We start from the raw sequence: 25,617 nt of genomic DNA on the forward strand, positions 1-25,617 counted from the left end.
CTGCGGCTAATTTTCGATTCGAGACTTCATCATGTTACAAAACCCGATTCACCTGCGCCTCGAGAAGCTGGAAAGCTGGCAGCATGTCACCTTTATGGCCTGCCTGTGCGAACGCATGTACCCGAACTACGCCATGTTCTGTAAGCAGACTGAATTTGGTGACGGCCAGCTGTATCGCCGTATTCTCGATTTGGTATGGGAGACGCTGACGGTCAAAGATGCGAAGGTGAACTTCGATTCTCAGCTCGATAAGCTGGAAGAGGCGATCCCGGCTGCCGATGACTATGATGTCTATGGCGTCTATCCGGCGATCGATGCCTGTGTGGCATTAAGTGAACTGATTCACTCGCGCCTGAGTGGCGAAACTCTGGAACATGCCATCGAAGTCAGTAAGGCCTCAATTACTTCCGTGGCGATGCTGGAGATGACCCAGGAAGGTCGTGAAATGACCGATGAAGAGCTCCGTTTAAACCCGGCCGTTGAGCAGGAATGGGACATCCAGTGGGAAATATTCCGTTTGCTGGCAGAGTGCGAAGAACGCGATATCGAGCTGATTAAAGGTCTGCGTGCAGACTTGCGTGAGGCAGGCGAGAGTAACATTGGTATAAATCTTCACCAGTGAAACAATAAAACGTGATTTTACGCCTGTTTTGTCATGCCTGTACTCTTCCCTTCTGCCCCCCGTCTGGTCTACATTTGGGGGGCGAAAATAAGTGGCTATCGGTGCGTGTATGCAGGAGAGTGCTTTTTTGGCATTTTCGTCGCACTCGATGCTTAGCAAGCGATAAACACATTGAAAGGATAACTTATGAACAAGACTCAACTGATTGATGTAATTGCGGACAAGGCTGATCTGTCTAAAGTACAGGCTAAAGCTGCTCTGGAATCCACCCTGGCTGCTATTACTGAGTCTCTGAAAGAAGGCGATGCTGTACAACTGGTAGGTTTCGGTACCTTCAAAGTGAACCACCGCGCTGAGCGTACTGGCCGCAACCCGCAGACCGGTAACGAAATCAAAATCGCTGCAGCTAACGTGCCAGCATTTGTTTCTGGCAAAGCACTGAAAGACGCAGTTAAGTAAGCCGCGTAGCAGTGAACAGTTTTATCGAGGGGGCGGTTTCGCCCCTTTTGTCTGTCTGGCGCCAGGCAATAGCGCTGGCAAGCATACTTTTGCTGTCCGCCTGCAGCCATGACGCCTCTCTGCCGCCTTTTACCGCCAGCGGTTACGCTGACGATCAGGGTGCGGTACGAATCTGGCGTAAAGACACGGACGATGAAGTCCATCTGCTCTCCGCCTTTAGTCCCTGGCACAGCGGCAGTACCACCACCAGTGAGTACCGCTGGCAGGGTGATACGCTTGCTTATATTGACGTGAATATCTACAGCAAGGTGCCCGAGCATGTGCGGGTGCGTTTTGACGACCACGGTGAGCTGAGCTTTATGCAGCGCGAAATCGGCGGTCTTAAGCAGCAACTCTCCACCGATCAAATTGACCTCTATCGCTACCGTGCCGACCAGGTTCGTCAGACCAGTGACGCGCTGCGACAGGGACGGGTAGTGCTGCATCAGGGGCGCTGGCATGCCGATGGCACCGTGACCACCTGCGAAGGCCAGACCCTGAAGCCGGATCTTGATAGCTGGGCGACGGAACATATTGGACGCCGTCAGAGCCACTCCTCTATGGAAGTAAGCGTGGCGTGGCTGGAAGCGCCGGAAGGGTCACAGCTGCTGCTGGTGGCTAACGAAGATTTCTGTACCTGGCAGCCGACCGAGAAGAGTTTTTAAGTTCCCTCTCCCTTGAGGGAGAGGGTCAGGATGGGGGAAAAGTTACTCCCCTCGCTCCCGCGCAATCGCACGATAACCAATATCGTTACGGCTGAAGCTGCCGTTCCAGCGAATATCCGCCATCAGGGCATAGGCGCGCTGCTGTGCTTCCGCGACCGTATGTCCCAGCGCGGTGGCGCACAGGACGCGGCCGCCGTTGGTCAGCACGCGATCGTCATCAGACAGCGTAGTGCCGGCATGGAACACCTTCGCGCCTTCAACCTGCTCCAGCGGCAGACCGTGGATCTCATCCCCGGTGCTGTAGTTGCCCGGATAACCACCCGCCGCAATCACCACGCCCAGCGACGCACGCTCGTCCCACTCGGAGGTTTTCGTGTCCAGCTTGCCTTCGCAGGCCGCCAGGCACAGATCTACCAGATCGGATTTCATGCGCAGCATGATCGGCTGAGTTTCCGGATCGCCAAAGCGGCAGTTGAACTCGATTACCTTCGGGTTGCCCAGCTTGTCGATCATCAGGCCGGCATAGAGGAAACCGGTGTAGGTATTGCCTTCAGCCGCCATGCCTTTCACAGTAGGCCAGATGATGCGGTCCATGGTGCGCTGGTGCACTTCATCCGTCACTACCGGGGCAGGGGAGTAGGCACCCATACCGCCGGTATTCGGGCCGGTATCGGCATCGCCCACGCGCTTGTGATCCTGGCTGGTGGCCATCGGCAGGACGTGCTCGCCGTCGACCATCACGATAAAGCTCGCCTCCTCACCGTCGAGGAACTCCTCGATCACGATGCGGTGGCCCGCGTCGCCAAAGGCATTACCCGCCAGCATATCCTGAACCGCGGCCTCTGCCTCTTCGAGGGTCATCGCCACGATCACGCCTTTACCGGCGGCCAGACCGTCGGCCTTGATCACAATCGGCGCGCCTTTCTCACGCAGATACGCCAGAGCGGGCTCCACTTCGGTGAAATTCTGATACTCCGCGGTCGGGATGTTATGACGCGCGAGGAAATCTTTGGTGAAGGCTTTAGAGCCTTCCAGCTGGGCGGCGCCTTCGGTTGGGCCGAAGATGGTCAGACCCGCCGCGCGGAAAGCGTCTACTACGCCAATTACCAGCGGCGCTTCCGGGCCGACGATGGTCAGGTCGATCTTTTCATTCTGGGCAAAGCTCAGCAGCGCCGGAATATCGGTCACGCCGATGGCGACGTTCTGCAGGGCGGGCTCCAGCGCCGTACCGGCGTTACCCGGTGCCACGAAGACGGTGTTCACCTGCGGTGACTGCGCCGCTTTCCACGCCAGGGCGTGCTCGCGCCCGCCGTTACCAATCACTAATACTTTCATTCTCTGCTCCGGAAATTAATGGCGGAAATGACGCATGTCGGTGAAGATCATCGCGATACCGTGTTCGTCGGCAGCGGCAATGACTTCGTCATCGCGGATAGAACCGCCAGGCTGGATCACGCAGGTGATGCCCACAGCCGCCGCCGCGTCGATACCGTCACGGAACGGGAAGAAGGCGTCAGAGGCCATGGCGGAGCCTTTCACTTCCAGACCTTCATCGCCTGCCTTGATACCGGCAATTTTCGCGGAGTAGACGCGGCTCATCTGGCCTGCGCCTATCCCGATGGTCATGTTCTCTTTCGCATAGACGATGGCGTTGGATTTCACGAACTTCGCTACTTTCCAGCAGAACAGCGCATCACGCAGTTCCTGTTCGGTCGGCTGACGCTTGCTGACCACGCGCAGGTCGGCTTCTGTCACCATACCCAGATCGCGATCCTGAACTAACAGACCGCCGTTCACACGCTTGAAGTCCAGGCCCGGAACGCGTTCTGCCCACTGGCCGCAGGTCAGTACGCGAACGTTCTGTTTCGCCGCGGTAATCTTCAGGGCTTCCTCGGTGGCGGAAGGGGCGATAATCACTTCCACAAACTGACGGGAGATAATTGCCTGAGCGGTTTCAGCATCCAGTTCACGGTTGAAGGCGATAATGCCGCCGAACGCAGAGGTCGGGTCGGTTTTGTACGCGCGATCGTAGGCATCCAGAATCGAGGTGCTGACCGCCACGCCGCATGGGTTCGCGTGTTTGACGATCACGCAGGCCGGCTCGCTGAACTCTTTCACGCACTCCAGCGCCGCGTCGGTGTCCGCGATGTTGTTATAGGAGAGCGCTTTGCCCTGAACCTGCTGTGCAGTGGCAACGGAGGCTTCTTTAACCTCTTCTTCTATATAGAAGGCAGCCTGCTGGTGGCTGTTCTCACCGTAGCGCATATCCTGCTTCTTAATGAAGTTCAGGTTTAAGGTGCGTGAGAAGCGGCCGGAAGGATCTTTGCTTTCGCCATGATAGGCTGGCACCAGGCTACCGAAGTAGTTGGCGATCATGCTGTCGTAGGCGGCGGTATGTTCGAACGCTTTAATGGCGAGGTCGAAACGGGTCTCGAGATTCAGGGAGCCTTCGTTGGCATCCATCTCTTTAATAATGGCCTCGTAGTCGCTGCTCTTAACTACGATGGCAACATCTTTATGGTTCTTGGCGGCGGAGCGCACCATGGTCGGGCCGCCGATATCGATATTCTCTACCGCATCTTCCAGAGAGCAGCCTTCACGGGCAACGGTCTGAGCGAACGGGTAGAGGTTAACAACAACCATATCGATCGGCGCAATCCCGTGCTGATCCATAATGCCGTCGTCCTGACCGCGACGACCCAGAATGCCGCCGTGGACTTTTGGATGCAGGGTTTTGACGCGTCCATCCATCATTTCCGGGAAACCGGTGTAATCGGACACTTCGGTTACCGGCAGGCCTTTATCTGCTAACAGGCTGGCGGTACCGCCAGTGGACAGCAGCTCCACACCACGTGCAGAAAGTGCCTGAGCGAATTCGACGATACCGGCTTTATCAGAAACACTGAGCAGAGCGCGGCGGACTGGACGACGTTGTTGCATGGTAAATCCCCTGGATTTGACGATTACAGAGAGCGTTAGGTGAATTTTCCACATAAAAACTCAACTAACACACCTGGCGGGGCCGCTTTATTTAGCGCGAGCATTTTAACGAAAACGTTTGCGCAACGCTCGCACATTTTCACTTTTTCGTCGCATTGTGGATAAGTCTGTGAGTAATCAGGTATAAGGCGGGGTTTTGCTGGGGAATGCAGCAGTCAGTCATTTTTCTGTCATTTAAGGGTTGCGGGCTGCGGAGAACTCCCTATAATGCGCCTCCATCGACACGGCGGATGTGAATTACTTCACACAAACAGCCGGGTTGATTGAAGAGAAAAGCGAAAAATAAACGCTTGACTCTGAAAGAGGAAAGCGTAATATACGCCACCTCGCAACGGTGAGCGAAAGCCGCGTTGCACTGCTCTTTAACAATTTATCAGACAATCTGTGTGGGCACTCAAAGTGACATGGATTCTTAACGTCGCAAGACGATAAATGAATACCAAAGTCTCTGAGTGAACATGCGTAATTCATTACGAAGTTTAATTCACGAGCATCAAACTTAAATTGAAGAGTTTGATCATGGCTCAGATTGAACGCTGGCGGCAGGCCTAACACATGCAAGTCGAGCGGTAGCACAGAAGAGCTTGCTCTTCGGGTGACGAGCGGCGGACGGGTGAGTAATGTCTGGGAAACTGCCTGATGGAGGGGGATAACTACTGGAAACGGTAGCTAATACCGCATAACGTCGCAAGACCAAAGAGGGGGACCTTCGGGCCTCTTGCCATCAGATGTGCCCAGATGGGATTAGCTAGTAGGTGGGGTAATGGCTCACCTAGGCGACGATCCCTAGCTGGTCTGAGAGGATGACCAGCCACACTGGAACTGAGACACGGTCCAGACTCCTACGGGAGGCAGCAGTGGGGAATATTGCACAATGGGCGCAAGCCTGATGCAGCCATGCCGCGTGTATGAAGAAGGCCTTCGGGTTGTAAAGTACTTTCAGCGAGGAGGAAGGCGGTGAGGTTAATAACCTCATCGATTGACGTTACTCGCAGAAGAAGCACCGGCTAACTCCGTGCCAGCAGCCGCGGTAATACGGAGGGTGCAAGCGTTAATCGGAATTACTGGGCGTAAAGCGCACGCAGGCGGTCTGTCAAGTCGGATGTGAAATCCCCGGGCTCAACCTGGGAACTGCATTCGAAACTGGCAGGCTAGAGTCTTGTAGAGGGGGGTAGAATTCCAGGTGTAGCGGTGAAATGCGTAGAGATCTGGAGGAATACCGGTGGCGAAGGCGGCCCCCTGGACAAAGACTGACGCTCAGGTGCGAAAGCGTGGGGAGCAAACAGGATTAGATACCCTGGTAGTCCACGCCGTAAACGATGTCGACTTGGAGGTTGTTCCCTTGAGGAGTGGCTTCCGGAGCTAACGCGTTAAGTCGACCGCCTGGGGAGTACGGCCGCAAGGTTAAAACTCAAATGAATTGACGGGGGCCCGCACAAGCGGTGGAGCATGTGGTTTAATTCGATGCAACGCGAAGAACCTTACCTACTCTTGACATCCAGAGAACTTAGCAGAGATGCTTTGGTGCCTTCGGGAACTCTGAGACAGGTGCTGCATGGCTGTCGTCAGCTCGTGTTGTGAAATGTTGGGTTAAGTCCCGCAACGAGCGCAACCCTTATCCTTTGTTGCCAGCGGTTCGGCCGGGAACTCAAAGGAGACTGCCAGTGATAAACTGGAGGAAGGTGGGGATGACGTCAAGTCATCATGGCCCTTACGAGTAGGGCTACACACGTGCTACAATGGCGCATACAAAGAGAAGCGACCTCGCGAGAGCAAGCGGACCTCATAAAGTGCGTCGTAGTCCGGATTGGAGTCTGCAACTCGACTCCATGAAGTCGGAATCGCTAGTAATCGTAGATCAGAATGCTACGGTGAATACGTTCCCGGGCCTTGTACACACCGCCCGTCACACCATGGGAGTGGGTTGCAAAAGAAGTAGGTAGCTTAACCTTCGGGAGGGCGCTTACCACTTTGTGATTCATGACTGGGGTGAAGTCGTAACAAGGTAACCGTAGGGGAACCTGCGGTTGGATCACCTCCTTACCTTAAAGAACCTGCCTTTGCAGTGCTCACACAGATTGTCTGATGAAAAGTAAAAAGCAAGGCGTCTTGCCGAAGCAGACTTCAGTGTCCCCTTCGTCTAGAGGCCCAGGACACCGCCCTTTCACGGCGGTAACAGGGGTTCGAATCCCCTAGGGGACGCCACTTGCTGGTTTGTGAGTGAAAGTCACCTGCCTTTATATCTCAAAACTAACTCAGTGAGTTACGTTTGAGATATTTGCTCTTTAAAAATCTGGATCAAGCTGAAAATTGAAACGACACGCCGTGTCTGTTCTCCGTAATAAGAGCAGATAAGCGGTGTGTCAGAGTCTCTCAAATTTTCGCAATCAGAAGTGAAACATCTTCGGGTTGTGAGGTTAAGCGACCAAGCGTACACGGTGGATGCCTAGGCAGTCAGAGGCGATGAAGGACGTGCTAATCTGCGATAAGCGTCGGTAAGGTGATATGAACCGTTATAACCGACGATTTCCGAATGGGGAAACCCAGTGTGACTCGTCACACTATCGTTAAGTGAATACATAGCTTAACGAAGCGAACCAGGGGAACTGAAACATCTAAGTACCCTGAGGAAAAGAAATCAACCGAGATTCCCCCAGTAGCGGCGAGCGAACGGGGAGCAGCCCGGAGTCTGAATCAGCATGTGTGTCAGTGGAAGCGTCTGGAAAGTCGCAGGGTACAGGGTGATACTCCCGTACACGAAGATACACTTGCTGTGAACTCGAAGAGTAGGGCGGGACACGTGGTATCCTGTCTGAATATGGGGGGACCATCCTCCAAGGCTAAATACTCCTGACTGACCGATAGTGAACCAGTACCGTGAGGGAAAGGCGAAAAGAACCCCGGCGAGGGGAGTGAAAAAGAACCTGAAACCGTGTACGTACAAGCAGTGGGAGCACCCTTGTGGTGTGACTGCGTACCTTTTGTATAATGGGTCAGCGACTTATATTCTGTAGCAAGGTTAACCGTATAGGGGAGCCGAAGGGAAACCGAGTCTTAACTGGGCGTTAAGTTGCAGGGTATAGACCCGAAACCCGGTGATCTAGCCATGGGCAGGTTGAAGGTTGGGTAACACTAACTGGAGGACCGAACCGACTAATGTTGAAAAATTAGCGGATGACCTGTGGCTGGGGGTGAAAGGCCAATCAAACCGGGAGATAGCTGGTTCTCCCCGAAAGCTATTTAGGTAGCGCCTCGTGAACTCATCTCCGGGGGTAGAGCACTGTTTCGGCTAGGGGGCCATCCCGGCTTACCAACCCGATGCAAACTGCGAATACCGGAGAATGTTATCACGGGAGACACACGGCGGGTGCTAACGTCCGTCGTGAAGAGGGAAACAACCCAGACCGCCAGCTAAGGTCCCAAAGTCATGGTTAAGTGGGAAACGATGTGGGAAGGCACAGACAGCCAGGATGTTGGCTTAGAAGCAGCCATCATTTAAAGAAAGCGTAATAGCTCACTGGTCGAGTCGGCCTGCGCGGAAGATGTAACGGGGCTAAACCATGCACCGAAGCTGCGGCAGCGACACTATGTGTTGTTGGGTAGGGGAGCGTTCTGTAAGCCGTCGAAGGTGTGCTGTGAGGCATGCTGGAGGTATCAGAAGTGCGAATGCTGACATAAGTAACGATAAAGCGGGTGAAAAACCCGCTCGCCGGAAGACCAAGGGTTCCTGTCCAACGTTAATCGGGGCAGGGTGAGTCGACCCCTAAGGCGAGGCCGAAAGGCGTAGTCGATGGGAAACAGGTTAATATTCCTGTACTCGGTGTTACTGCGAAGGGGGGACGGAGAAGGCTATGTTGGCCGGGCGACGGTTGTCCCGGTTTAAGCATGTAGGCGGAGGTTCCAGGTAAATCCGGAGCCTTGTTAACGCTGAGGTGTGATGACGAGGCACTACGGTGCTGAAGCAACAAATGCCCTGCTTCCAGGAAAAGCCTCTAAGCATCAGGTAACATCAAATCGTACCCCAAACCGACACAGGTGGTCAGGTAGAGAATACCAAGGCGCTTGAGAGAACTCGGGTGAAGGAACTAGGCAAAATGGTGCCGTAACTTCGGGAGAAGGCACGCTGATGTGTAGGTGAAGCCCCTGCGGGTGGAGCTGAAATCAGTCGAAGATACCAGCTGGCTGCAACTGTTTATTAAAAACACAGCACTGTGCAAACACGAAAGTGGACGTATACGGTGTGACGCCTGCCCGGTGCCGGAAGGTTAATTGATGGGGTTAGCGGCAACGCGAAGCTCTTGATCGAAGCCCCGGTAAACGGCGGCCGTAACTATAACGGTCCTAAGGTAGCGAAATTCCTTGTCGGGTAAGTTCCGACCTGCACGAATGGCGTAATGATGGCCAGGCTGTCTCCACCCGAGACTCAGTGAAATTGAAATCGCTGTGAAGATGCAGTGTACCCGCGGCAAGACGGAAAGACCCCGTGAACCTTTACTATAGCTTGACACTGAACACTGGTCCTTGATGTGTAGGATAGGTGGGAGGCTTTGAAGCGTGGACGCCAGTCTGCGTGGAGCCATCCTTGAAATACCACCCTTTAATGGCTGGTGTTCTAACGTAGACCCGTAATCCGGGTTGCGGACAGTGTCTGGTGGGTAGTTTGACTGGGGCGGTCTCCTCCTAAAGAGTAACGGAGGAGCACGAAGGTTAGCTAATCCTGGTCGGACATCAGGAGGTTAGTGCAATGGCATAAGCTAGCTTGACTGCGAGAGTGACGGCTCGAGCAGGTGCGAAAGCAGGTCATAGTGATCCGGTGGTTCTGTATGGAAGGGCCATCGCTCAACGGATAAAAGGTACTCCGGGGATAACAGGCTGATACCGCCCAAGAGTTCATATCGACGGCGGTGTTTGGCACCTCGATGTCGGCTCATCACATCCTGGGGCTGAAGTAGGTCCCAAGGGTACGGCTGTTCGCCGTTTAAAGTGGTACGCGAGCTGGGTTTAGAACGTCGTGAGACAGTTCGGTCCCTATCTGCCGTGGGCGCTGGAGAATTGAGGGGGGCTGCTCCTAGTACGAGAGGACCGGAGTGGACGCATCACTGGTGTTCGGGTTGTCATGCCAATGGCACTGCCCGGTAGCTAAATGCGGAAGAGATAAGTGCTGAAAGCATCTAAGCACGAAACTTGCCCCGAGATGAGTTCTCCCTGAGCCTTTAAGGCTCCTGAAGGAACGTTGAAGACGACGACGTTGATAGGTCGGGTGTGTAAGCGCAGCGATGCGTTGAGCTAACCGATACTAATGAACCGTGAGGCTTAACCTTACAACGCCGAAGCTGTTTCGGCGGATTTGAGAGATTTTCAGCTGATACAGATTATTCACTGCGCCTGCGGGCGGGGTGACAACAGAATTTGCCTGGCGGCTGTAGCGCGGTGGTCCCACCTGACCCCATGCCGAACTCAGAAGTGAAACGCCGTAGCGCCGATGGTAGTGTGGGGCCTCCCCATGCGAGAGTAGGGAACTGCCAGGCATCAAACACGCGAAAGCCCATCCTCCCGGATGGGCTTTTTGCGTTGCGGCGGGAAACCCGCCGGGCGGCTGCGCCTTACCCGGCCTACGGGACCAGTGCTTTAGTATGCCCGGTAAGCGTAGCGCCACCGGGCAATCCTGCCACACCCAACCCCCTTCCTTGAAACTTTCTCACCTTTCACATGCAGACTCGACATTTGCCTTATTCCTGGTTATTGTCAGCTATCTGGATGTCTAAACGTTTATACGTATGCTTTGAGGATCTAAGGTTATGCCGATTCGGGTGCAGGACGAGCTACCAGCCGTCAATTTCTTGCGTGAAGAAAATGTCTTTGTCATGAAGGCATCGCGCGCTACAGGTCAGGAAATTCGTCCTCTGAAGGTGCTTATCCTCAACCTGATGCCGAAGAAGATTGAGACGGAGAATCAATTCCTCCGCTTGCTCTCAAACTCCCCCCTCCAGGTCGATATTCAGCTGTTGCGTATTGATGCGCGTGAGTCCCGCAACACGCCTTCGGAGCATCTTAATAACTTCTACTGTAACTTTGATGATATCCGCGACGACAATTTCGATGGACTGATTGTCACCGGTGCGCCGCTGGGCCTGGTTGAGTTCAACGACGTGGCCTACTGGCCGCAGATTAAGCAGGTGCTGGAGTGGGCCAAAGATCACGTCACCTCCACGTTGTTTGTCTGTTGGGCGGTGCAGGCGGCACTCAATATTCTTTACGGTATCCCTAAGCAGACCCGCAGCGAAAAACTTTCTGGCGTCTACGAACACCATATTCTGCACCCCCATGCACTGCTGACGCGGGGCTTTGATGACACCTTCCTTGCTCCCCATTCACGCTATGCCGATTTCCCGGCAGCACTGATCCGTGACTACACCGATCTGGAGATCCTGGCAGAAAGCGAGGAGGGGGATGCCTATCTGTTCGCCAGCAAAGATAAGCGTATTGCTTTTGTTACCGGTCATCCCGAATACGATCCCGATACTCTGGCGAGCGAATATTTCCGCGATGTGGAAGCAGGTTTGAACCCGGACGTGCCCTACAACTATTTCCCGCAAAACGATCCGCAGAACAAACCGCGGGCAACCTGGCGCAGTCATGGCAACCTGCTGTTTACTAACTGGCTCAACTATTACGTCTACCAGATCACCCCATACGATCTGCGCCACATGAATCCGACACTGGAGTAATCCTCTGAGGATCTTGATCCTGTAGCGTTTCAGCTCTCCAGTTAAGGCACCTTCGGGTGCCTTTTTTATTTCCGAAACCCCCTCCGCTTGATGAATGATTTTTAATCTAATAAATATCAATCGCTTAAGTTCATTTTAAATTAAAAATGGAAATAGTTTTTGATTTTGCGATAAATATGGATAGTCTTAATTTTGCTGAACGAAAACTACACAACGATCTTTCGTTCGCGTGGGGAAATGAATTCGGATCAACGACGAGGAGCAGTGGAATGAATCAACAGGCAACCATTATCGATGAACTGGCCTTTAACCAACCGCATGGCGAGCAGGAGCAGCAGATTCTGACGCCAGATGCCGTTGAGTTTCTTACCGAGCTGGTGACCCGCTTCACGCCAAAACGCAATAAGTTACTGGCCGCACGTATCCAGCAGCAGCAAGACATTGATAACGGAAAGCTGCCTGACTTTATTTCGGAAACTGCTTCCATTCGTGAAGGTGACTGGACGATACGCGGCATTCCGCAGGATCTGCAGGACCGACGCGTCGAGATCACCGGGCCGGTAGAGCGTAAAATGGTGATCAATGCGCTGAATGCCAATGTGAAAGTCTTTATGGCGGATTTTGAAGATTCGCTGGCGCCTGACTGGAACAAAGTGATCGAAGGCCAGATCAACCTGCGCGACGCGGTGAACGGCACCATCAGTCACACCAATGAAGCCGGCAAAATTTATCAGCTTAAACCCAACCCGGCGGTCCTGGTCTGCCGCGTGCGCGGCCTGCATTTACCGGAAAAGCATGTTACCTGGAACGGGGAAGCGATCCCGGGCAGCCTGTTCGACTTTGCCCTCTACTTCTTCCATAACCATAAAAATCTGCTGGCAAAAGGCAGCGGCCCCTATTTCTACCTGCCGAAAACCCAATCCTGGCAGGAAGCGGCCTGGTGGAGTGAGGTCTTCAGCTATGCCGAAGACCGTTTCGACCTGCCGCGTGGCACCATCAAAGCCACGCTGCTGATTGAAACCCTGCCGGCGGTGTTCCAGATGGATGAGATCCTGCATGCCCTGCGTGACCACATCGTTGGTCTGAACTGCGGCCGCTGGGATTACATTTTCAGCTATATCAAGACCCTGAAAAACCACCCCGATCGTGTTCTGCCGGATCGCCAGGTGGTGACCATGGACAAATCATTCCTGAATGCCTACTCGCGTCTGCTGATCAAAACCTGCCACAAACGCGGCGCCTTCGCGATGGGCGGCATGGCGGCCTTTATTCCGAGCAAAGACAGCGAGCGTAACAATCAGGTGCTGAACAAAGTGAAGGCCGACAAGGAGCTGGAAGCCAGCAACGGCCATGACGGCACCTGGGTGGCACACCCGGGACTGGCCGATACCGCCATGGAGGTGTTCAACCGCATTCTGGGCGATAGCAAAAATCAGCTGCACGTAACCCGTGAAGGAGATGCGCCAGTCACTGCCGCGCAGCTGCTCGAGCCGTGCGAGGGCGAGCGCACCGAAGAGGGAATGCGTGCCAATATCCGCGTGGCGGTGCAGTACATCGAAGCGTGGATCTCCGGCAACGGCTGTGTACCGATTTACGGTCTGATGGAGGATGCCGCTACCGCTGAGATCTCCCGTACCTCTATCTGGCAGTGGATCCACCATCAGAAGACCCTCAGCAACGGCAAACCGGTCACCAAAGCCCTGTTCCGCGAGATGCTGTCGGAAGAGATGCTGAACATTCAGGACGAGCTGGGCGAGCACCGCTTCAGCAGCGGCCGCTTCGACGCCGCCGCACGCCTGATGGAACAGATCACCACCTCAGATGAGCTCATCGACTTCCTGACGCTGCCTGGCTACCGCCTGCTGGCCTGATTTCACCACATAACAATATGGAGCATCTGCACATGAAAACCCGTACCCAACAAATCGAAGCATTACAGAACGAGTGGACTCAACCGCGCTGGGAAGGCATTGAACGCCCTTATAGCGCAGAGGAAGTGGTGAAGTTACGCGGCTCGGTCAACCCCGAGTGCACTCTGGCGCAGCTGGGGGCGGCCAAAATGTGGCGTCTGCTGCACGGCGAATCGAAGAAGGGTTACATCAATAGCCTCGGCGCGCTGACGGGCGGCCAGGCGTTGCAGCAGGCGAAAGCGGGCATTGAAGCGGTCTATCTGTCGGGCTGGCAGGTCGCGGCGGACGCCAACCTGGCGTCCAGCATGTACCCGGATCAGTCTCTCTATCCGGCAAACTCTGTCCCGGCGGTGGTGGAGCGGATCAACAATACCTTCCGCCGTGCGGATCAGATCCAGTGGGCGTCCGGCATTGAGCCAAACGATCCGCGCTTTGTGGATTACTTCCTGCCGATTGTCGCCGATGCCGAAGCGGGCTTTGGCGGGGTGCTGAACGCCTTCGAGCTGATGAAATCGATGATTGAAGCCGGTGCAGCGGCCGTTCACTTCGAAGATCAGCTGGCCTCGGTGAAAAAGTGCGGGCATATGGGCGGTAAAGTGCTGGTGCCAACGCAGGAGGCGATCCAGAAACTGGTGGCTGCCCGTCTGGCCGCTGACGTGCTGGGCGTTCCGACGCTGGTGATTGCCCGTACCGATGCTGATGCCGCAGACCTGATCACCTCCGATTGCGACCCTTACGACAGCCAGTTTATTACCGGGGAACGTACCAGCGAAGGCTTCTACCGTACCCATGCCGGCATTGAGCAGGCGATTAGCCGCGGCCTGGCCTATGCTCCTTATGCCGATCTGGTGTGGTGCGAAACCTCTACCCCGGACCTGGCGCTGGCTAAACGCTTCGCTGACGCCATTCATGCGAAATACCCGGGCAAACTGCTGGCCTATAACTGCTCACCGTCCTTCAACTGGCAGAAAAACCTGGACGATAACACCATCGCCAGCTTCCAGCAGGCGCTGTCAGACATGGGCTACAAGTATCAGTTCATCACCCTCGCGGGCATTCACAGCATGTGGTTCAACATGTTCGACCTGGCGCACGCCTACGCCCAGGGCGAGGGGATGAAGCACTACGTCGAGAAGGTCCAGCAGCCGGAGTTCGCGGCAAGCCAAAAGGGCTACACCTTTGCCTCACATCAGCAGGAAGTGGGAACGGGCTACTTCGACAAAGTCACCACCATCATTCAGGGCGGCGCCTCCTCCGTGACCGCGCTGACCGGCTCGACCGAAGAAGCACAGTTCTGATAACGGAAACGCCCGGTGGCGCTACGCTTACCGGGCCTACGGTTCTGTTTCCTGGGGAGAGGGAAGCTATGTCGCGTGGCCTGGAGTTACTGATTGCACAAACCATTCTGCAGGGCTTCGATGCCCAGTATGGTCGTTTCCTTGAAGTGACGTCCGGGGCGCAACAGCGCTTTGAGCAGGCCGACTGGCACGCCGTGCAGCAGGCGATGAAGCAGCGTATTCACCTTTATGATCATCACGTTGGGCTGGTGGCGGAGCAATTACGCTGCATCACCGGGCACACCAGTACCGATGCCGCGTTCTTACTGCGTGTGAAAGAGCATTACACCCATCTGCTGCCGGATTACCCTCGCTTTGAAATTGCGGAAAGCTTTTTCAATTCCGTCTATTGTCGGCTGTTCGATCACCGCTCGCTATCACCGGAGCGGCTCTTTATTTTCAGCTCTCAATCCGGACAACGTTTTCGCACCCTGCCGCGACCGCTGGCGAAAGATTTCTTTCCCGATCAGGGCTGGGAGGCGTTGTTAACCAAAGTGTTAGCCGATCTCCCCCTGCGGCTGCCCTGGCAAAATCGCCCGCGTGATGTCGGGTATATCATCGCCCATTTGTCTGACACGCTGGGTGCAGACAAGCTGCGCAACGGCCATCTGCAGGTCGCGAACGAACTCTTCTATCGCAACAAAGCCGCCTGGCTGGTGGGCAAGCTGGTCACGCCGGACGTCACGCTGCCGTTTCTGCTGCCCATTCATCGCAGTGATGAAGGGGAGCTGATGGTGGATACCTGCCTGACCACCAGCGCCGAGGCGAGCATCGTTTTCGGCTTCGCCCGCTCCTATTTTATGGTTTATGCCCCGCAGCCTGGCGCGCTGGTGGCGTGGCTGCGCGAAATCCTTCCGGGTAAAACCACCGCTGAGCTCTATATGGCGATAGGGTGTCAGAAGCATGCCAAAACCGAGAGCTACCGGGAGTATCTGCACTATATCGCCCATGCCGACGAGCAGTTTATTGAAGCCCCGGGTATTCGCGGCATGGTGATGCTGGTCTTTACCCTGCCGGGGTTTGACCGGGTGTTTAAGGTGATTAAGGACAAATTCGCCCCGCAAAAAGAGATGACTGCCGCCCACGTGCGCGCCTGCTATCAGCTGGTTAAAGAGCACGATCGCGTCGGGCGAATGGCGGATACCCAGGAGTTTGAGAACTTTGTACTCGATAAGCGACAGATTGCGCCGGAACTGATGGCACTGTTGCTTCAGGAAGCGCCGGGAAAAATCAGCGATCTGGGTGACCGGATTATCATCAGCCATCTCTACATTGAACGACGGATGGTGCCGCTCAATATCTGGCTGGAGCAGGCGGAGGGACAGGCCCTTCACGACGCCATCGAAGAGTACGGCAATGCTATCCGCCAGCTGGCGGCGGCTAACATCTTCCCGGGCGATATGCTGTTCAAAAACTTCGGCGTCACCCGACACGGGCGGGTGGTGTTCTACGATTACGACGAAATCTGCTACATGACGGAAGTGAATTTCAGGGAGATCCCGCCGCCGCGTTACCCGGAGGATGAGCTCGCCAGCGAGCCCTGGTACAGCGTCTCACCGGGAGATGTCTTCCCGGAAGAGTTTCGTCACTGGCTCTGCGCTGACCCGCGCATCGGGACGCTATTTGAGGAGATGCACGCCGATCTGTTTCGCGCCGACTACTGGCGGGGCCTGCAAAAGCGCATCCAGAACGGTCATGTGGAAGATGTATATGCTTACCGGCGTAAGCAGAGGTTTAGCATCAGATTTGCGGTTTAACGCCCGGTGGCGCTGCGCTTACCGGGCCTACGGTCCGAATGTAGGCCGGGTAAGGCGCAGCCGCCACCCGGCAAAACCATCTTAACGGATCCCACCATACGCCAGCGTGACCTCTTTCGCCGCCTTAATCACCAGCGCACCCAACTCGGTCACCCGGTCATCGGTCATTCGCGAGATTGGCCCGGAAATAGAGATGGCGGCAAAGGGCTCGCGATGCTCGTCATAGATGCAGGCGGCAAGACAGCGCAGACCCAGCGCATGCTCCTCATCATCAAAGGAGTAGCCGCGCTTGCGCGTCAGGGCCAAATCCTCTTTCAGATGCACCGGAGACACCAGCGTCGCATGGGTATAGGCGTGTAAGCCTTTGCGGTGCAGCAGCCCGGTAACCTGCTCTTCGCTCAGCTGGGACAGGAATGCTTTTCCCGCCCCTGAGGCGTGCATCGGCAGCTTGCCGCCAATCGGCGCCGACATGCGCATCAGCTGGGTACACTGTACCTGGTCGATAATAATCGCCTGATGATCGCTCTGGTCGAGCACCGCCAGGTTGACCGTCTCGCCGGAGTCTTCCATCAGTTTGCGCAGGATCGGGTGCACGATAGCGAGCAGGTTACGGCTCTGCAAAAAGCTGCTGCCGACGATAAACGCGTGGGCACCTACGGACCAGTGCCCCAGCTCGCCCACCTGACGGACAAAGCCCAGCTGCTGCATGGTGGTAAGCAGGCGATGGGTAGTGGAGTTCGGCAGGCCAGCCTGCTGGGCCAGCTCGGTCAGCGCCACGCTGCTGTGCGACTCGGCTATCCACTCCAGCAGTTTGAGGCCCCGCGTCAGGGACTGGACTTGTCCGCCCGCCGGGGCGGTTGCGGCGGCGGGTTTTCTGCCGCGTTTAGCGGGAACGGTGGCAACCATGACAGGCTCCTTTTTCTGTATCGTGGAAATCATTTTCGTTTTATTTGGCTGTTTTGCAACCGCTATCCTTACTGATCGGAGGAGTTATAGTGAACATGTCTCATGTTACCGCGGTGTGACTTTTCCCCTTTGCAAGATTATGCCAGTATGGTCTGCTGGCCTTTTGGCCTGGTTGAGCGTTGGCGGGAGCAAGTGTGAGCAGCAAAGTAGATCAACTGCGTGCGCAGTTAAATGAACGCATTCTGGTGCTGGATGGCGGTATGGGCACCATGATCCAGAGCTATCGTCTGAGTGAAGACGACTTTCGCGGCGACCGCTTCGCCGACTGGCCCTGCGATCTGAAAGGTAACAACGACCTGCTGGTGCTCAGCAAGCCAGAGATTATCGCCGCCATTCATTACGCCTATTTCGAGGCGGGCGCGGATATCGTTGAGACCAACACCTTCAACTCGACAACTATCGCCATGGCGGATTACGAGATGGAATCCCTGTCGGCGGAGATCAACTATGAGGCGGCGAAGCTGGCGCGTGCCTGTGCCGACGAATGGACGGCCCGCACGCCAGAGAAACCGCGCTACGTCGCAGGCGTGCTTGGCCCGACCAACCGCACCGCCTCTATCTCTCCGGACGTGAACGATCCGGCATTTCGTAATATCACCTTTGACCAACTGGTGGCCGCGTACCGCGAGTCGACCCGTGCGCTGGTGGAAGGCGGTTCCGATCTGATCATGATTGAAACGGTCTTCGATACCCTCAACGCCAAAGCCGCTATCTATGCGGTGAAAGAGGAGTTCGAGGCCCTCGGCGTGGATCTGCCGATCATGATCTCCGGCACCATCACCGATGCCTCTGGCCGAACCCTGTCCGGGCAGACCACCGAAGCCTTTTATAACTCCCTGCGCCACGCCGATGCCCTGAGCTTTGGCCTGAACTGTGCGCTGGGGCCGGACGAACTGCGCCAGTACGTACAGGAACTGTCGCGCATCGCCGAATGCTACGTGACCGCTCACCCGAACGCCGGCCTGCCGAACGCCTTCGGTGAATACGATCTCGACGCCGCGACCATGGCGGCGCAGATCCGCGAATGGGCCGAGTCCGGGTTCCTGAATATTGTCGGCGGCTGCTGCGGCACCACGCCGGAGCATATCGCCGCCATGAGCCACGCCGTGGCAGGCCTGCCGCCGCGTAAATTACCCGAGCTGCCGATTGCCTGCCGACTGGCCGGGCTTGAACCGCTGAACATCGGTGATGAGAGCCTGTTTGTGAACGTAGGGGAACGTACCAACGTCACCGGCTCCGCGAAGTTCAAGCGTCTGATCAAAGAAGAGAAATACAGCGAAGCGCTGGATGTGGCCCGCCAGCAGGTAGAGAGCGGCGCGCAAATTATCGATATCAACATGGATGAGGGGATGCTCGACGCCGAAGCGGCGATGGTGCGTTTCCTCAACCTGATCGCCGGTGAGCCGGACATTGCCCGCGTGCCGATCATGATCGACTCCTCGAAATGGGAAGTTATCGAGAAAGGGCTGAAGTGCATTCAGGGCAAGGGCATCGTTAACTCCATCTCCATGAAAGAGGGGGTTGAGCCCTTTATCCATCATGCCAAACTGGTGCGCCGCTACGGTGCCGCCGTGGTGGTGATGGCCTTTGATGAAGTGGGCCAGGCGGATACCCGCGAGCGTAAAATTGAGATCTGCCGCCGCGCGTACAAGATTTTGACCGAAGAGGTGGGCTTCCCGCCGGAAGACATTATTTTTGACCCGAATATCTTCGCCGTCGCGACCGGGATTGAAGAGCACAACAACTATGCCCAGGACTTTATCGGTGCCTGTGAAGACATCAAGCGCGAGCTGCCGCACGCCCTGATCTCCGGCGGCGTGTCGAACGTGTCGTTCTCGTTCCGCGGTAACGACCCGGTGCGTGAAGCCATCCACGCGGTGTTCCTCTACTACGCCATCCGCAACGGGATGGACATGGGGATCGTTAACGCCGGGCAGCTGGCGATTTACGACGATCTGCCAGCGGAGCTGCGCGATGCGGTAGAAGATGTGATCCTTAACCGCCGAGACGACGCGACCGAGCGCATGCTGGAGCTGGCGGAGAAATACCGCGGCAGCAAAGCCGACGACGGCGCCAACGTTCAGCAGGCCGAGTGGCGCTCGTGGGACGTGAAAAAGCGTCTGGAATATTCGCTGGTCAAAGGCATTACCGAATTTATTGAACTCGACACTGAAGAAGCACGTCAGCAGGCCGCCCGTCCAATCGAAGTGATCGAAGGCCCGCTGATGGACGGCATGAACGTGGTCGGCGATCTGTTCGGCGAGGGTAAAATGTTCCTGCCGCAGGTGGTGAAATCCGCCCGCGTAATGAAGCAGGCGGTGGCGTATCTCGAGCCCTACATCGAAGCCAGCAAAGAGAAAGGCTCCAGCAACGGCAAGATGGTGATTGCCACCGTGAAGGGCGACGTGCACGACATCGGCAAAAACATCGTCGGCGTAGTACTGCAGTGTAATAACTACGAAATTATCGACCTCGGCGTGATGGTGCCGGCGGATAAAATCCTCAAAACCGCGCGCGAGGTGAATGCTGACCTGATTGGCCTCTCGGGGCTGATTACCCCGTCGCTTGACGAGATGGTCAACGTGGCGAAAGAGATGGAGCGCCAGGGCTTTACCCTGCCGTTGCTGATTGGCGGGGCGACCACCTCGAAAGCGCACACGGCGGTGAAGATCGAGCAGAACTACAGCGGGCCGACGGTGTACGTACAGAACGCGTCGCGCACGGTGGGCGTGGTCTCGGCGCTGCTTTCAGCAACCCAGCGCGACGACTTTGTTGCCAGAACCCGCAAAGAGTACGAGACGGTGCGTATCCAGCACGCGCGCAAAAAGCCGCGCACCCCGCCGGTCACCCTGGCCGCGGCTCGTGATAACGACCTGGCCTTTGACTGGTCAAGCTATACGCCGCCGGTTGCCCATCGTCTGGGCGTGCAGGAGGTGACGGCCAGCATTGAAACCCTGCGCAACTACATCGACTGGACGCCGTTCTTTATGACCTGGTCGCTGGCCGGAAAATATCCGCGCATCCTCGAAGATGAAGTGGTGGGTGAAGAGGCCCAGCGCCTGTTTAAGGATGCCAACGACCTGCTCGATCAGCTCAGCGCGGAGAAAACCCTCAACCCGCGCGGCGTGGTGGGGCTGTTCCCGGCCAACCGTGTGGGCGATGACATCGAGATCTATCGCGATGAAACTCGCACCCACGTGCTGACGGTCAGCCATCATCTGCGTCAGCAGACCGAGAAGGTCGGTTTTGCCAACTACTGCCTGGCCGATTTTGTCGCGCCTAAGCTGAGCGGTAAAGCGGACTACATCGGTGCCTTTGCCGTAACCGGCGGGCTGGAGGAGGACGCGCTGGCGGATGCCTACGAAGCGCAGCATGATGATTACAATAAAATCATGATTAAAGCGATTGCCGACCGTCTGGCCGAGGCCTTTGCCGAATACTTGCATGAGCGGGTGCGTAAAGTGTACTGGGGCTATGCCCCGAACGAGAACCTCAGCAATGAGGAGTTGATCCGCGAGAACTACCAGGGTATTCGTCCGGCGCCGGGTTATCCGGCCTGCCCGGAGCACACCGAGAAAGGCACTATCTGGCAGCTGCTGGATGTCGAAGCCCATACCGGCATGAAGCTCACCGAATCTTTCGCCATGTGGCCTGGGGCGTCGGTGTCCGGCTGGTATTTCAGTCATCCTGACAGCAAGTACTACGCCGTGGCGCAGATCCAGCGCGATCAGGTGGAGGATTATGCCCTGCGTAAAGGGATGAGCGTTTCGGAAGTGGAGCGTTGGTTAGCTCCGAACCTCGGCTACGACGCAGACTGACCTGGCTTACTTGCCAGCTTGCACCAGGGCTGTCCTCACTCGGGTCACGTACTTTGTGTACGCTCCCCTCACTGCGGGCAGTCCGTGTGCAATCTGACTGCGCCGCCGACGGTCAGTGTCCGGTTCACGTCACGTTTCCTTACAACAAACAGGGCACCCACAGGGTGCCCTGTCTCTTTCTTACGTTTGACCCCTTATACTGATCGAAGGCTCCTTCGGCATTGCCCGGTGGCGCTCTCGCTTACCGGGCCTACAGCGCGCAACGAGCCTCAGGAAAACGTATAACGAAAAGGAGAACCTACATCCGTGCTGACTCTGCTACATCTGCTTTCTGCCGTGGCGTTGCTGGTCTGGGGCACGCACATTGTCCGTACCGGCGTGATGCGTGTTTTTGGTGCCCGCTTACGTACTGTACTCAGCCGCAGCATTGAGAAAAAACCGCTAGCGTTCTGCGCCGGCATTGGCGTGACCGCGCTGGTGCAAAGCAGCAACGCCACCACCATGCTGGTCACCTCGTTTGTGGCGCAGGATCTGGTGGCGCTGACCCCTGCGCTGGTGATTGTCCTCGGTGCCGACGTGGGGACCGCGCTGATGGCGCGGGTGTTAACCTTCGATCTCTCCTGGCTGTCGCCGCTGCTGATTTTCATCGGCGTGATATTTTTCCTTGGCCGTAAACAGACCCGCGCCGGACAGCTGGGACGGGTGGGGATCGGCCTTGGCCTGATTCTGCTGGCGCTGGAGCTGATCGTCCAGGCCGTCACACCCATTACCCAGGCCAGCGGCGTGCAGGTCATCTTCGCCTCGCTGACCGGCGATATCCTGCTGGATGCGCTGATTGGCGCGGTGTTTGCCCTGATTAGCTACTCCAGCCTGGCGGCGGTGCTGCTAACCGCCACGCTCACCGCGGCGGGGATCATCTCCTTCCCGGTGGCCCTGTGTCTGGTGATTGGCGCTAACCTCGGCTCCGGCCTGCTGGCGGTACTCAATAATAGCGCCGCCAACGCCGCGGCCCGTCGCGTGGCGCTCGGCAGCCTGCTGTTTAAGCTGGTGGGTAGCCTGGCCATCCTGCCTTTCGTCTATCCGCTGGCGAATCTGATGGATAACCTGTCGCTGCCGGAATCGGAGATGGTGATCTACTTCCACGTCTTTTATAACCTGGTGCGCTGCCTGGCGATGGTACCCTTTGCCGGGGTGATGGCGCGGTTCTGTGAACGGATTATCCGCGATGAACCCGAGCTCGATGCGCGCCTGAAACCGAAACATCTGGACACCTCAGCTCTGGATACCCCGGCGCTAGCGCTGGCCAATGCCGCTCGGGAAACGCTGCGCATGGGCGATGCCATGGAGCAGATGCTGGAGGGGCTGAAAAAGGTGATGCACGGCGAACCGCGGGAAGAGAAAGCGCTGCGCAAGCTCGCGGATGACATCAACGTGCTCTATACCGCCATCAAGCTCTATCTGGCGCGGATGCCAAAAGATGAGCTGGCGGAAGAAGAGTCCCGCCGCTGGGCGGAGATCATAGAGATGTCGCTCAATCTGGAGCAAGCCTCCGATATCGTCGAACGCATGGGGAGTGAAATCGCTGACAAATCGCTGGCGGCCCGCCGGGCGTTTTCCCTCGAAGGGGTCAAAGAGCTGGATGCGCTGCACGATCAGCTGCTCGCCAACCTCAGGCTGGCGATGTCGGTCTTTTTCTCCAGCGATCTGGCCAGCGCCCGTCGCCTGCGTCGTAACAAGCACCGTTTCCGCATCCTCAACCGCCGCTATTCCCACGCGCACGTTGACCGGCTGCACCAACAGAACGTGCAAAGTATCGAGACCAGCTCCCTGCATATGGGGCTACTGGGCGACATGAAGCGTCTGAACTCCCTGTTCTGCGCGGTGGCGTACAGCGTGATGGAGCAGCCGGATGAAGATGATGGCCGGGATGAGTATTAATCTGCGTTAAGCCTTTGGCGCGGGCAACGACGCCGGGGGCTTGCGCAAGATAGCCAGGACCATACTGAATGCGTCTCGTATTTCCTGGTACTTAGCTTTTTACCAGCTCAAACCTGGGGTATATTTCGCCTCTACAGGAGAAATTATGCTGCCAACTCAATCTACCCGATTAAACAAATACATTAGCGAGAGCGGGATCTGCTCGCGCCGCGAGGCTGACCGTTACATTGAACAGGGCAACGTGTTTATCAACGGTAAACGCGCCACCATTGGCGATCAGGTCGTCCCTGGCGACGTGGTCAAAGTGAATGGTCAATTGATCGAGCCCCGGGACGAAGAAGACCTGGTGTTTATCGCGTTGAATAAACCGGTTGGCATTGTCAGTACCACGGAAGATGGCGAGCGCGACAACATCGTTGATTTCGTCAACCACAGCAGCCGTATCTTCCCGATTGGCCGTCTGGATAAAGACTCCCAGGGATTAATTTTCCTCACCAACCACGGCGATCTGGTGAATAAAATCCTGCGTGCCGGTAACGACCACGAGAAAGAGTACATCGTCACGGTCAACAAGCCGGTGACGGACGAATTCATTCGCGGGATGGGGGCGGGCGTTCCGATCCTCGGCACAGTCACGAAGAAGTGCAAGGTGAAGAAAGAGGCGCCGTTCGCCTTCCGTATCACCCTGGTTCAGGGCTTAAACCGCCAGATCCGCCGCATGTGCGAACATTTTGGCTTTGAAGTGACGAAGCTGGAGCGTACGCGCATCATGAACGTCAGCCTCTCCGGCATTCCGCTGGGCGAGTGGCGCGATCTGACCGGGGACGAGTTGATTGAGCTGTTTAAGCTGATCGAGAACTCATCCTCAGAAGCGAAGCCGAAAGCGAAGGCAAAACCGAAAACGCAGGGCATCAAGCGACCGGTGGTCAAGGCCCCACAGGCGGAAGAGAAAAGTAAAGCCAAACCGGCCGGGAATGGAAAACGCTTTACCCAGCCAGGGCGCAAAAAGAAAGGGCGCTGATCAGCGCCTTCCACGGGTTGGGGTATTCGCCGACCAGGAGAATGTCGCCTCTTTATCCACCTTATAAGCCTGCGCTTTTTTAAGCTTGCGGGCTTGTTTGGCTTCCAGTTCACGCTGCGCCATCAGTTTGTCGATGTACTCTTTCTTAACGTGATTGGTTTCGGCGTTGGTCAGCAGTCGGCCATGGGCGATACGGGCGCGATCGAGCAGGGTTTTCAGTTCGCGCTGCTCGCTTTCCGTCATGTCTTTCTGGGTCAATCTCGGTGTGGACATACCTGAAGCCTCCTGTGAGAGAGGCTTCAGTGTAAAGCATGCCTTCGCAGTCGCGAAGCTGAATTAACCTTCCTTCACCACATCGCGTTTCTTTTGTTCATCGATCGGCTTACCCGACCAGTAACCCGCCAGCAGCGAGCCGGACAGGTTATGCCATACCGAGAACAACGCACCCGGCAGAGCCGCCAGCGGCGAGAAGTAAATTTTGCCGAGCGCAGCGGCCAGGCCGGAGTTCTGCATCCCGACCTCAATCGCCAGCGTGCGGCAGGTGGATTCGTCAAAGCCGAACAGCTTTCCGCCCCAGTAACCGCCCAGCAGGCCGATGGTGTTATGCAGAACCACGGCGATAATCACCACAAAACCGACAGAGGCGATATGCGCCGCAGAACCGGCGACCACGGCGCTGATAATGGCCAGAATACAGACCATCGAAAACGCCGGCAGATACGGCTCCACGGCTTTCACCAGTCGAGGGAACAGATGGTGGATAATCAGCCCCAGCGCAATCGGGATCACCACGATCTGCAGAATGCTCAGCAGCATTCCCATCACATCCACCTGAATGTGGGCATCCACGTACAGACGCGTCAGCAGCGGGGTTGCTACCACGCCCACCAGCGTGGAGACGGAGGAGATGGTCACCGACAGCGCCACATCGCCTTTCGCCAGATAGATCATCACGTTGGAGGCCGTACCGCTGGCCACGCTTCCCACCAGCACCATCCCGGCGGAGAGGTCAGGCGGCATCTTAAAGGCGATAGCCAGCGCCCATGCCGCCAGCGGCATCACCAGGTAGTGCAGGAAAATACCCGCCGCGACCGGGGCCGGGCGTGACAGCACGCGTTTAAAATCGTCGACTTTCAGGTGCACGCCCATGCCGAACATGATCAGCATCAGCAGCGTGGTGACCCACGGGCCGATAGCGGTAAAGGTAGATGGCGTGTAATACGCGAGAACAGAGAGCAGCAGCGCCCATAACGGGAACAGCCGGGTAATGGCGGATAACATACGGATTCCTTGCGATTGTGTTGTGTCATGTAGTTATAAAAAAGCCGGGTTCGAGCCCGGCTTAGAGATATTGTTT

At 56.4% G+C, this 25,617-nt stretch carries 15 protein-coding genes, 1 tRNA gene and 3 rRNA genes; 14 read left to right on the forward strand and 5 right to left on the reverse strand.

Going from position 1 to position 25,617, the window contains the following annotated elements; genetic code table 11:
• Window positions 1-31: 31 nt before the first annotated feature.
• The 3 genes from ACP4QI_RS00975 to ACP4QI_RS00985 all read left to right on the forward strand — a co-directional run bounded on the left by ACP4QI_RS00975 (window position 32) and on the right by ACP4QI_RS00985 (window position 1,785).
• Window positions 32-622, forward strand: coding sequence for a YjaG family protein (locus tag ACP4QI_RS00975; RefSeq protein WP_106996058.1), 591 nt, complete (start codon window positions 32-34; stop codon window positions 620-622).
• Between the two features lie 186 nt (window positions 623-808).
• Window positions 809-1,081, forward strand: coding sequence for a nucleoid-associated protein HU-alpha (gene hupA / locus ACP4QI_RS00980; protein ID WP_032615913.1), 273 nt, complete (start codon window positions 809-811; stop codon window positions 1,079-1,081).
• 11 nt (window positions 1,082-1,092) lie between these two features.
• Window positions 1,093-1,785 (forward strand): DUF1481 domain-containing protein, encoded by a 693-nt coding sequence (locus ACP4QI_RS00985; protein WP_285129323.1) that lies wholly within the window; start codon window positions 1,093-1,095, stop codon window positions 1,783-1,785.
• Between the two features lie 42 nt (window positions 1,786-1,827).
• Here the strand turns inward: ACP4QI_RS00985 and purD are convergent, their stop codons facing one another.
• Together purD and purH are read right to left on the reverse strand one after the other, a co-directional pair.
• Complete coding sequence (purD, locus tag ACP4QI_RS00990) at window positions 1,828-3,120, reverse strand: phosphoribosylamine--glycine ligase (RefSeq protein ID WP_231313304.1); 1,293 nt, start codon at window positions 3,118-3,120, stop codon at window positions 1,828-1,830.
• A gap of 15 nt (window positions 3,121-3,135) precedes the next feature.
• Window positions 3,136-4,725, reverse strand: coding sequence for a bifunctional phosphoribosylaminoimidazolecarboxamide formyltransferase/IMP cyclohydrolase (gene purH / locus ACP4QI_RS00995; RefSeq protein ID WP_426496012.1), 1,590 nt, complete (start codon window positions 4,723-4,725; stop codon window positions 3,136-3,138).
• 561 nt (window positions 4,726-5,286) lie between these two features.
• Between purH and ACP4QI_RS01000 the strand changes: the two genes are divergently transcribed.
• From ACP4QI_RS01000 to aceK, 8 genes are all read left to right on the forward strand, one after another.
• Window positions 5,287-6,828: ribosomal RNA gene (locus ACP4QI_RS01000) — 16S ribosomal RNA — on the forward strand.
• A gap of 86 nt (window positions 6,829-6,914) precedes the next feature.
• Window positions 6,915-6,990, forward strand: a tRNA-Glu gene (locus tag ACP4QI_RS01005).
• Window positions 6,991-7,200: 210 nt separating this feature from the next.
• Window positions 7,201-10,106 (forward strand): 23S ribosomal RNA (locus tag ACP4QI_RS01010).
• Between the two features lie 91 nt (window positions 10,107-10,197).
• Window positions 10,198-10,313: ribosomal RNA gene (gene rrf, locus ACP4QI_RS01015) — 5S ribosomal RNA — on the forward strand.
• The 16S, 23S and 5S rRNA genes sit together here with 1 tRNA gene alongside, the layout of an rRNA operon.
• A 270-nt stretch (window positions 10,314-10,583) precedes the next feature.
• Entirely contained in the window at window positions 10,584-11,513 is a 930-nt protein-coding gene (gene metA / locus ACP4QI_RS01020; protein ID WP_142487821.1) for a homoserine O-acetyltransferase MetA, read from the forward strand.
• Between the two features lie 269 nt (window positions 11,514-11,782).
• The gene (gene aceB, locus ACP4QI_RS01025; protein ID WP_426495393.1) at window positions 11,783-13,384 is read left to right on the forward strand and encodes a malate synthase A; all 1,602 of its coding nucleotides are present in this window, start codon (window positions 11,783-11,785) and stop codon (window positions 13,382-13,384) included.
• A gap of 32 nt (window positions 13,385-13,416) precedes the next feature.
• Window positions 13,417-14,721 carry an isocitrate lyase gene (gene aceA, locus ACP4QI_RS01030; RefSeq protein ID WP_156262674.1) on the forward strand — a complete coding sequence of 435 codons (1,305 nt, stop codon included), beginning with the start codon at window positions 13,417-13,419 and terminating at the stop codon, window positions 14,719-14,721.
• Between the two features lie 68 nt (window positions 14,722-14,789).
• Entirely contained in the window at window positions 14,790-16,517 is a 1,728-nt protein-coding gene (gene aceK, locus ACP4QI_RS01035; RefSeq protein ID WP_426495394.1) for a bifunctional isocitrate dehydrogenase kinase/phosphatase, read from the forward strand.
• Window positions 16,518-16,598: 81 nt separating this feature from the next.
• On the opposite strand, the gene iclR is transcribed toward aceK, so the two are convergent.
• The gene (gene iclR / locus ACP4QI_RS01040; protein WP_156262676.1) at window positions 16,599-17,423 is read right to left on the reverse strand and encodes a glyoxylate bypass operon transcriptional repressor IclR; all 825 of its coding nucleotides are present in this window, start codon (window positions 17,421-17,423) and stop codon (window positions 16,599-16,601) included.
• Window positions 17,424-17,617: 194 nt separating this feature from the next.
• Here iclR and metH point away from each other — a divergent pair, with 194 nt between their 5' ends.
• The 3 genes from metH (at window position 17,618) to rluF (ending at window position 24,260) form a co-directional block, all read left to right on the forward strand.
• On the forward strand, window positions 17,618-21,301 hold the full coding sequence (gene metH, locus ACP4QI_RS01045; protein WP_426495395.1) for a methionine synthase: 3,684 nt from the start codon (window positions 17,618-17,620) through the stop codon (window positions 21,299-21,301).
• Window positions 21,302-21,607: 306 nt separating this feature from the next.
• A complete protein-coding gene (locus ACP4QI_RS01050) occupies window positions 21,608-23,239 on the forward strand; it encodes a Na/Pi cotransporter family protein (protein WP_285127639.1) in 1,632 nt (543 codons plus the stop codon).
• Window positions 23,240-23,384: 145 nt separating this feature from the next.
• On the forward strand, window positions 23,385-24,260 hold the full coding sequence (gene rluF / locus ACP4QI_RS01055) for a 23S rRNA pseudouridine(2604) synthase RluF (protein WP_142487829.1): 876 nt from the start codon (window positions 23,385-23,387) through the stop codon (window positions 24,258-24,260).
• Here rluF and ACP4QI_RS01060 read toward each other — a convergent pair whose 3' ends face one another.
• On the reverse strand, window positions 24,261-24,533 hold the full coding sequence (locus ACP4QI_RS01060; RefSeq protein WP_142487830.1) for a DUF3811 domain-containing protein: 273 nt from the start codon (window positions 24,531-24,533) through the stop codon (window positions 24,261-24,263).
• A gap of 63 nt (window positions 24,534-24,596) precedes the next feature.
• Complete coding sequence (gene panS, locus ACP4QI_RS01065) at window positions 24,597-25,541, reverse strand: ketopantoate/pantoate/pantothenate transporter PanS (protein ID WP_142487831.1); 945 nt, start codon at window positions 25,539-25,541, stop codon at window positions 24,597-24,599.
• Between the last annotated feature and the right edge of the window lie 76 nt (window positions 25,542-25,617).

It is taken from the genome of Leclercia sp. TB492 (assembly GCF_049974505.2).
Taxonomy (GTDB): domain Bacteria; phylum Pseudomonadota; class Gammaproteobacteria; order Enterobacterales; family Enterobacteriaceae; genus Enterobacter; species Enterobacter adecarboxylatus_C.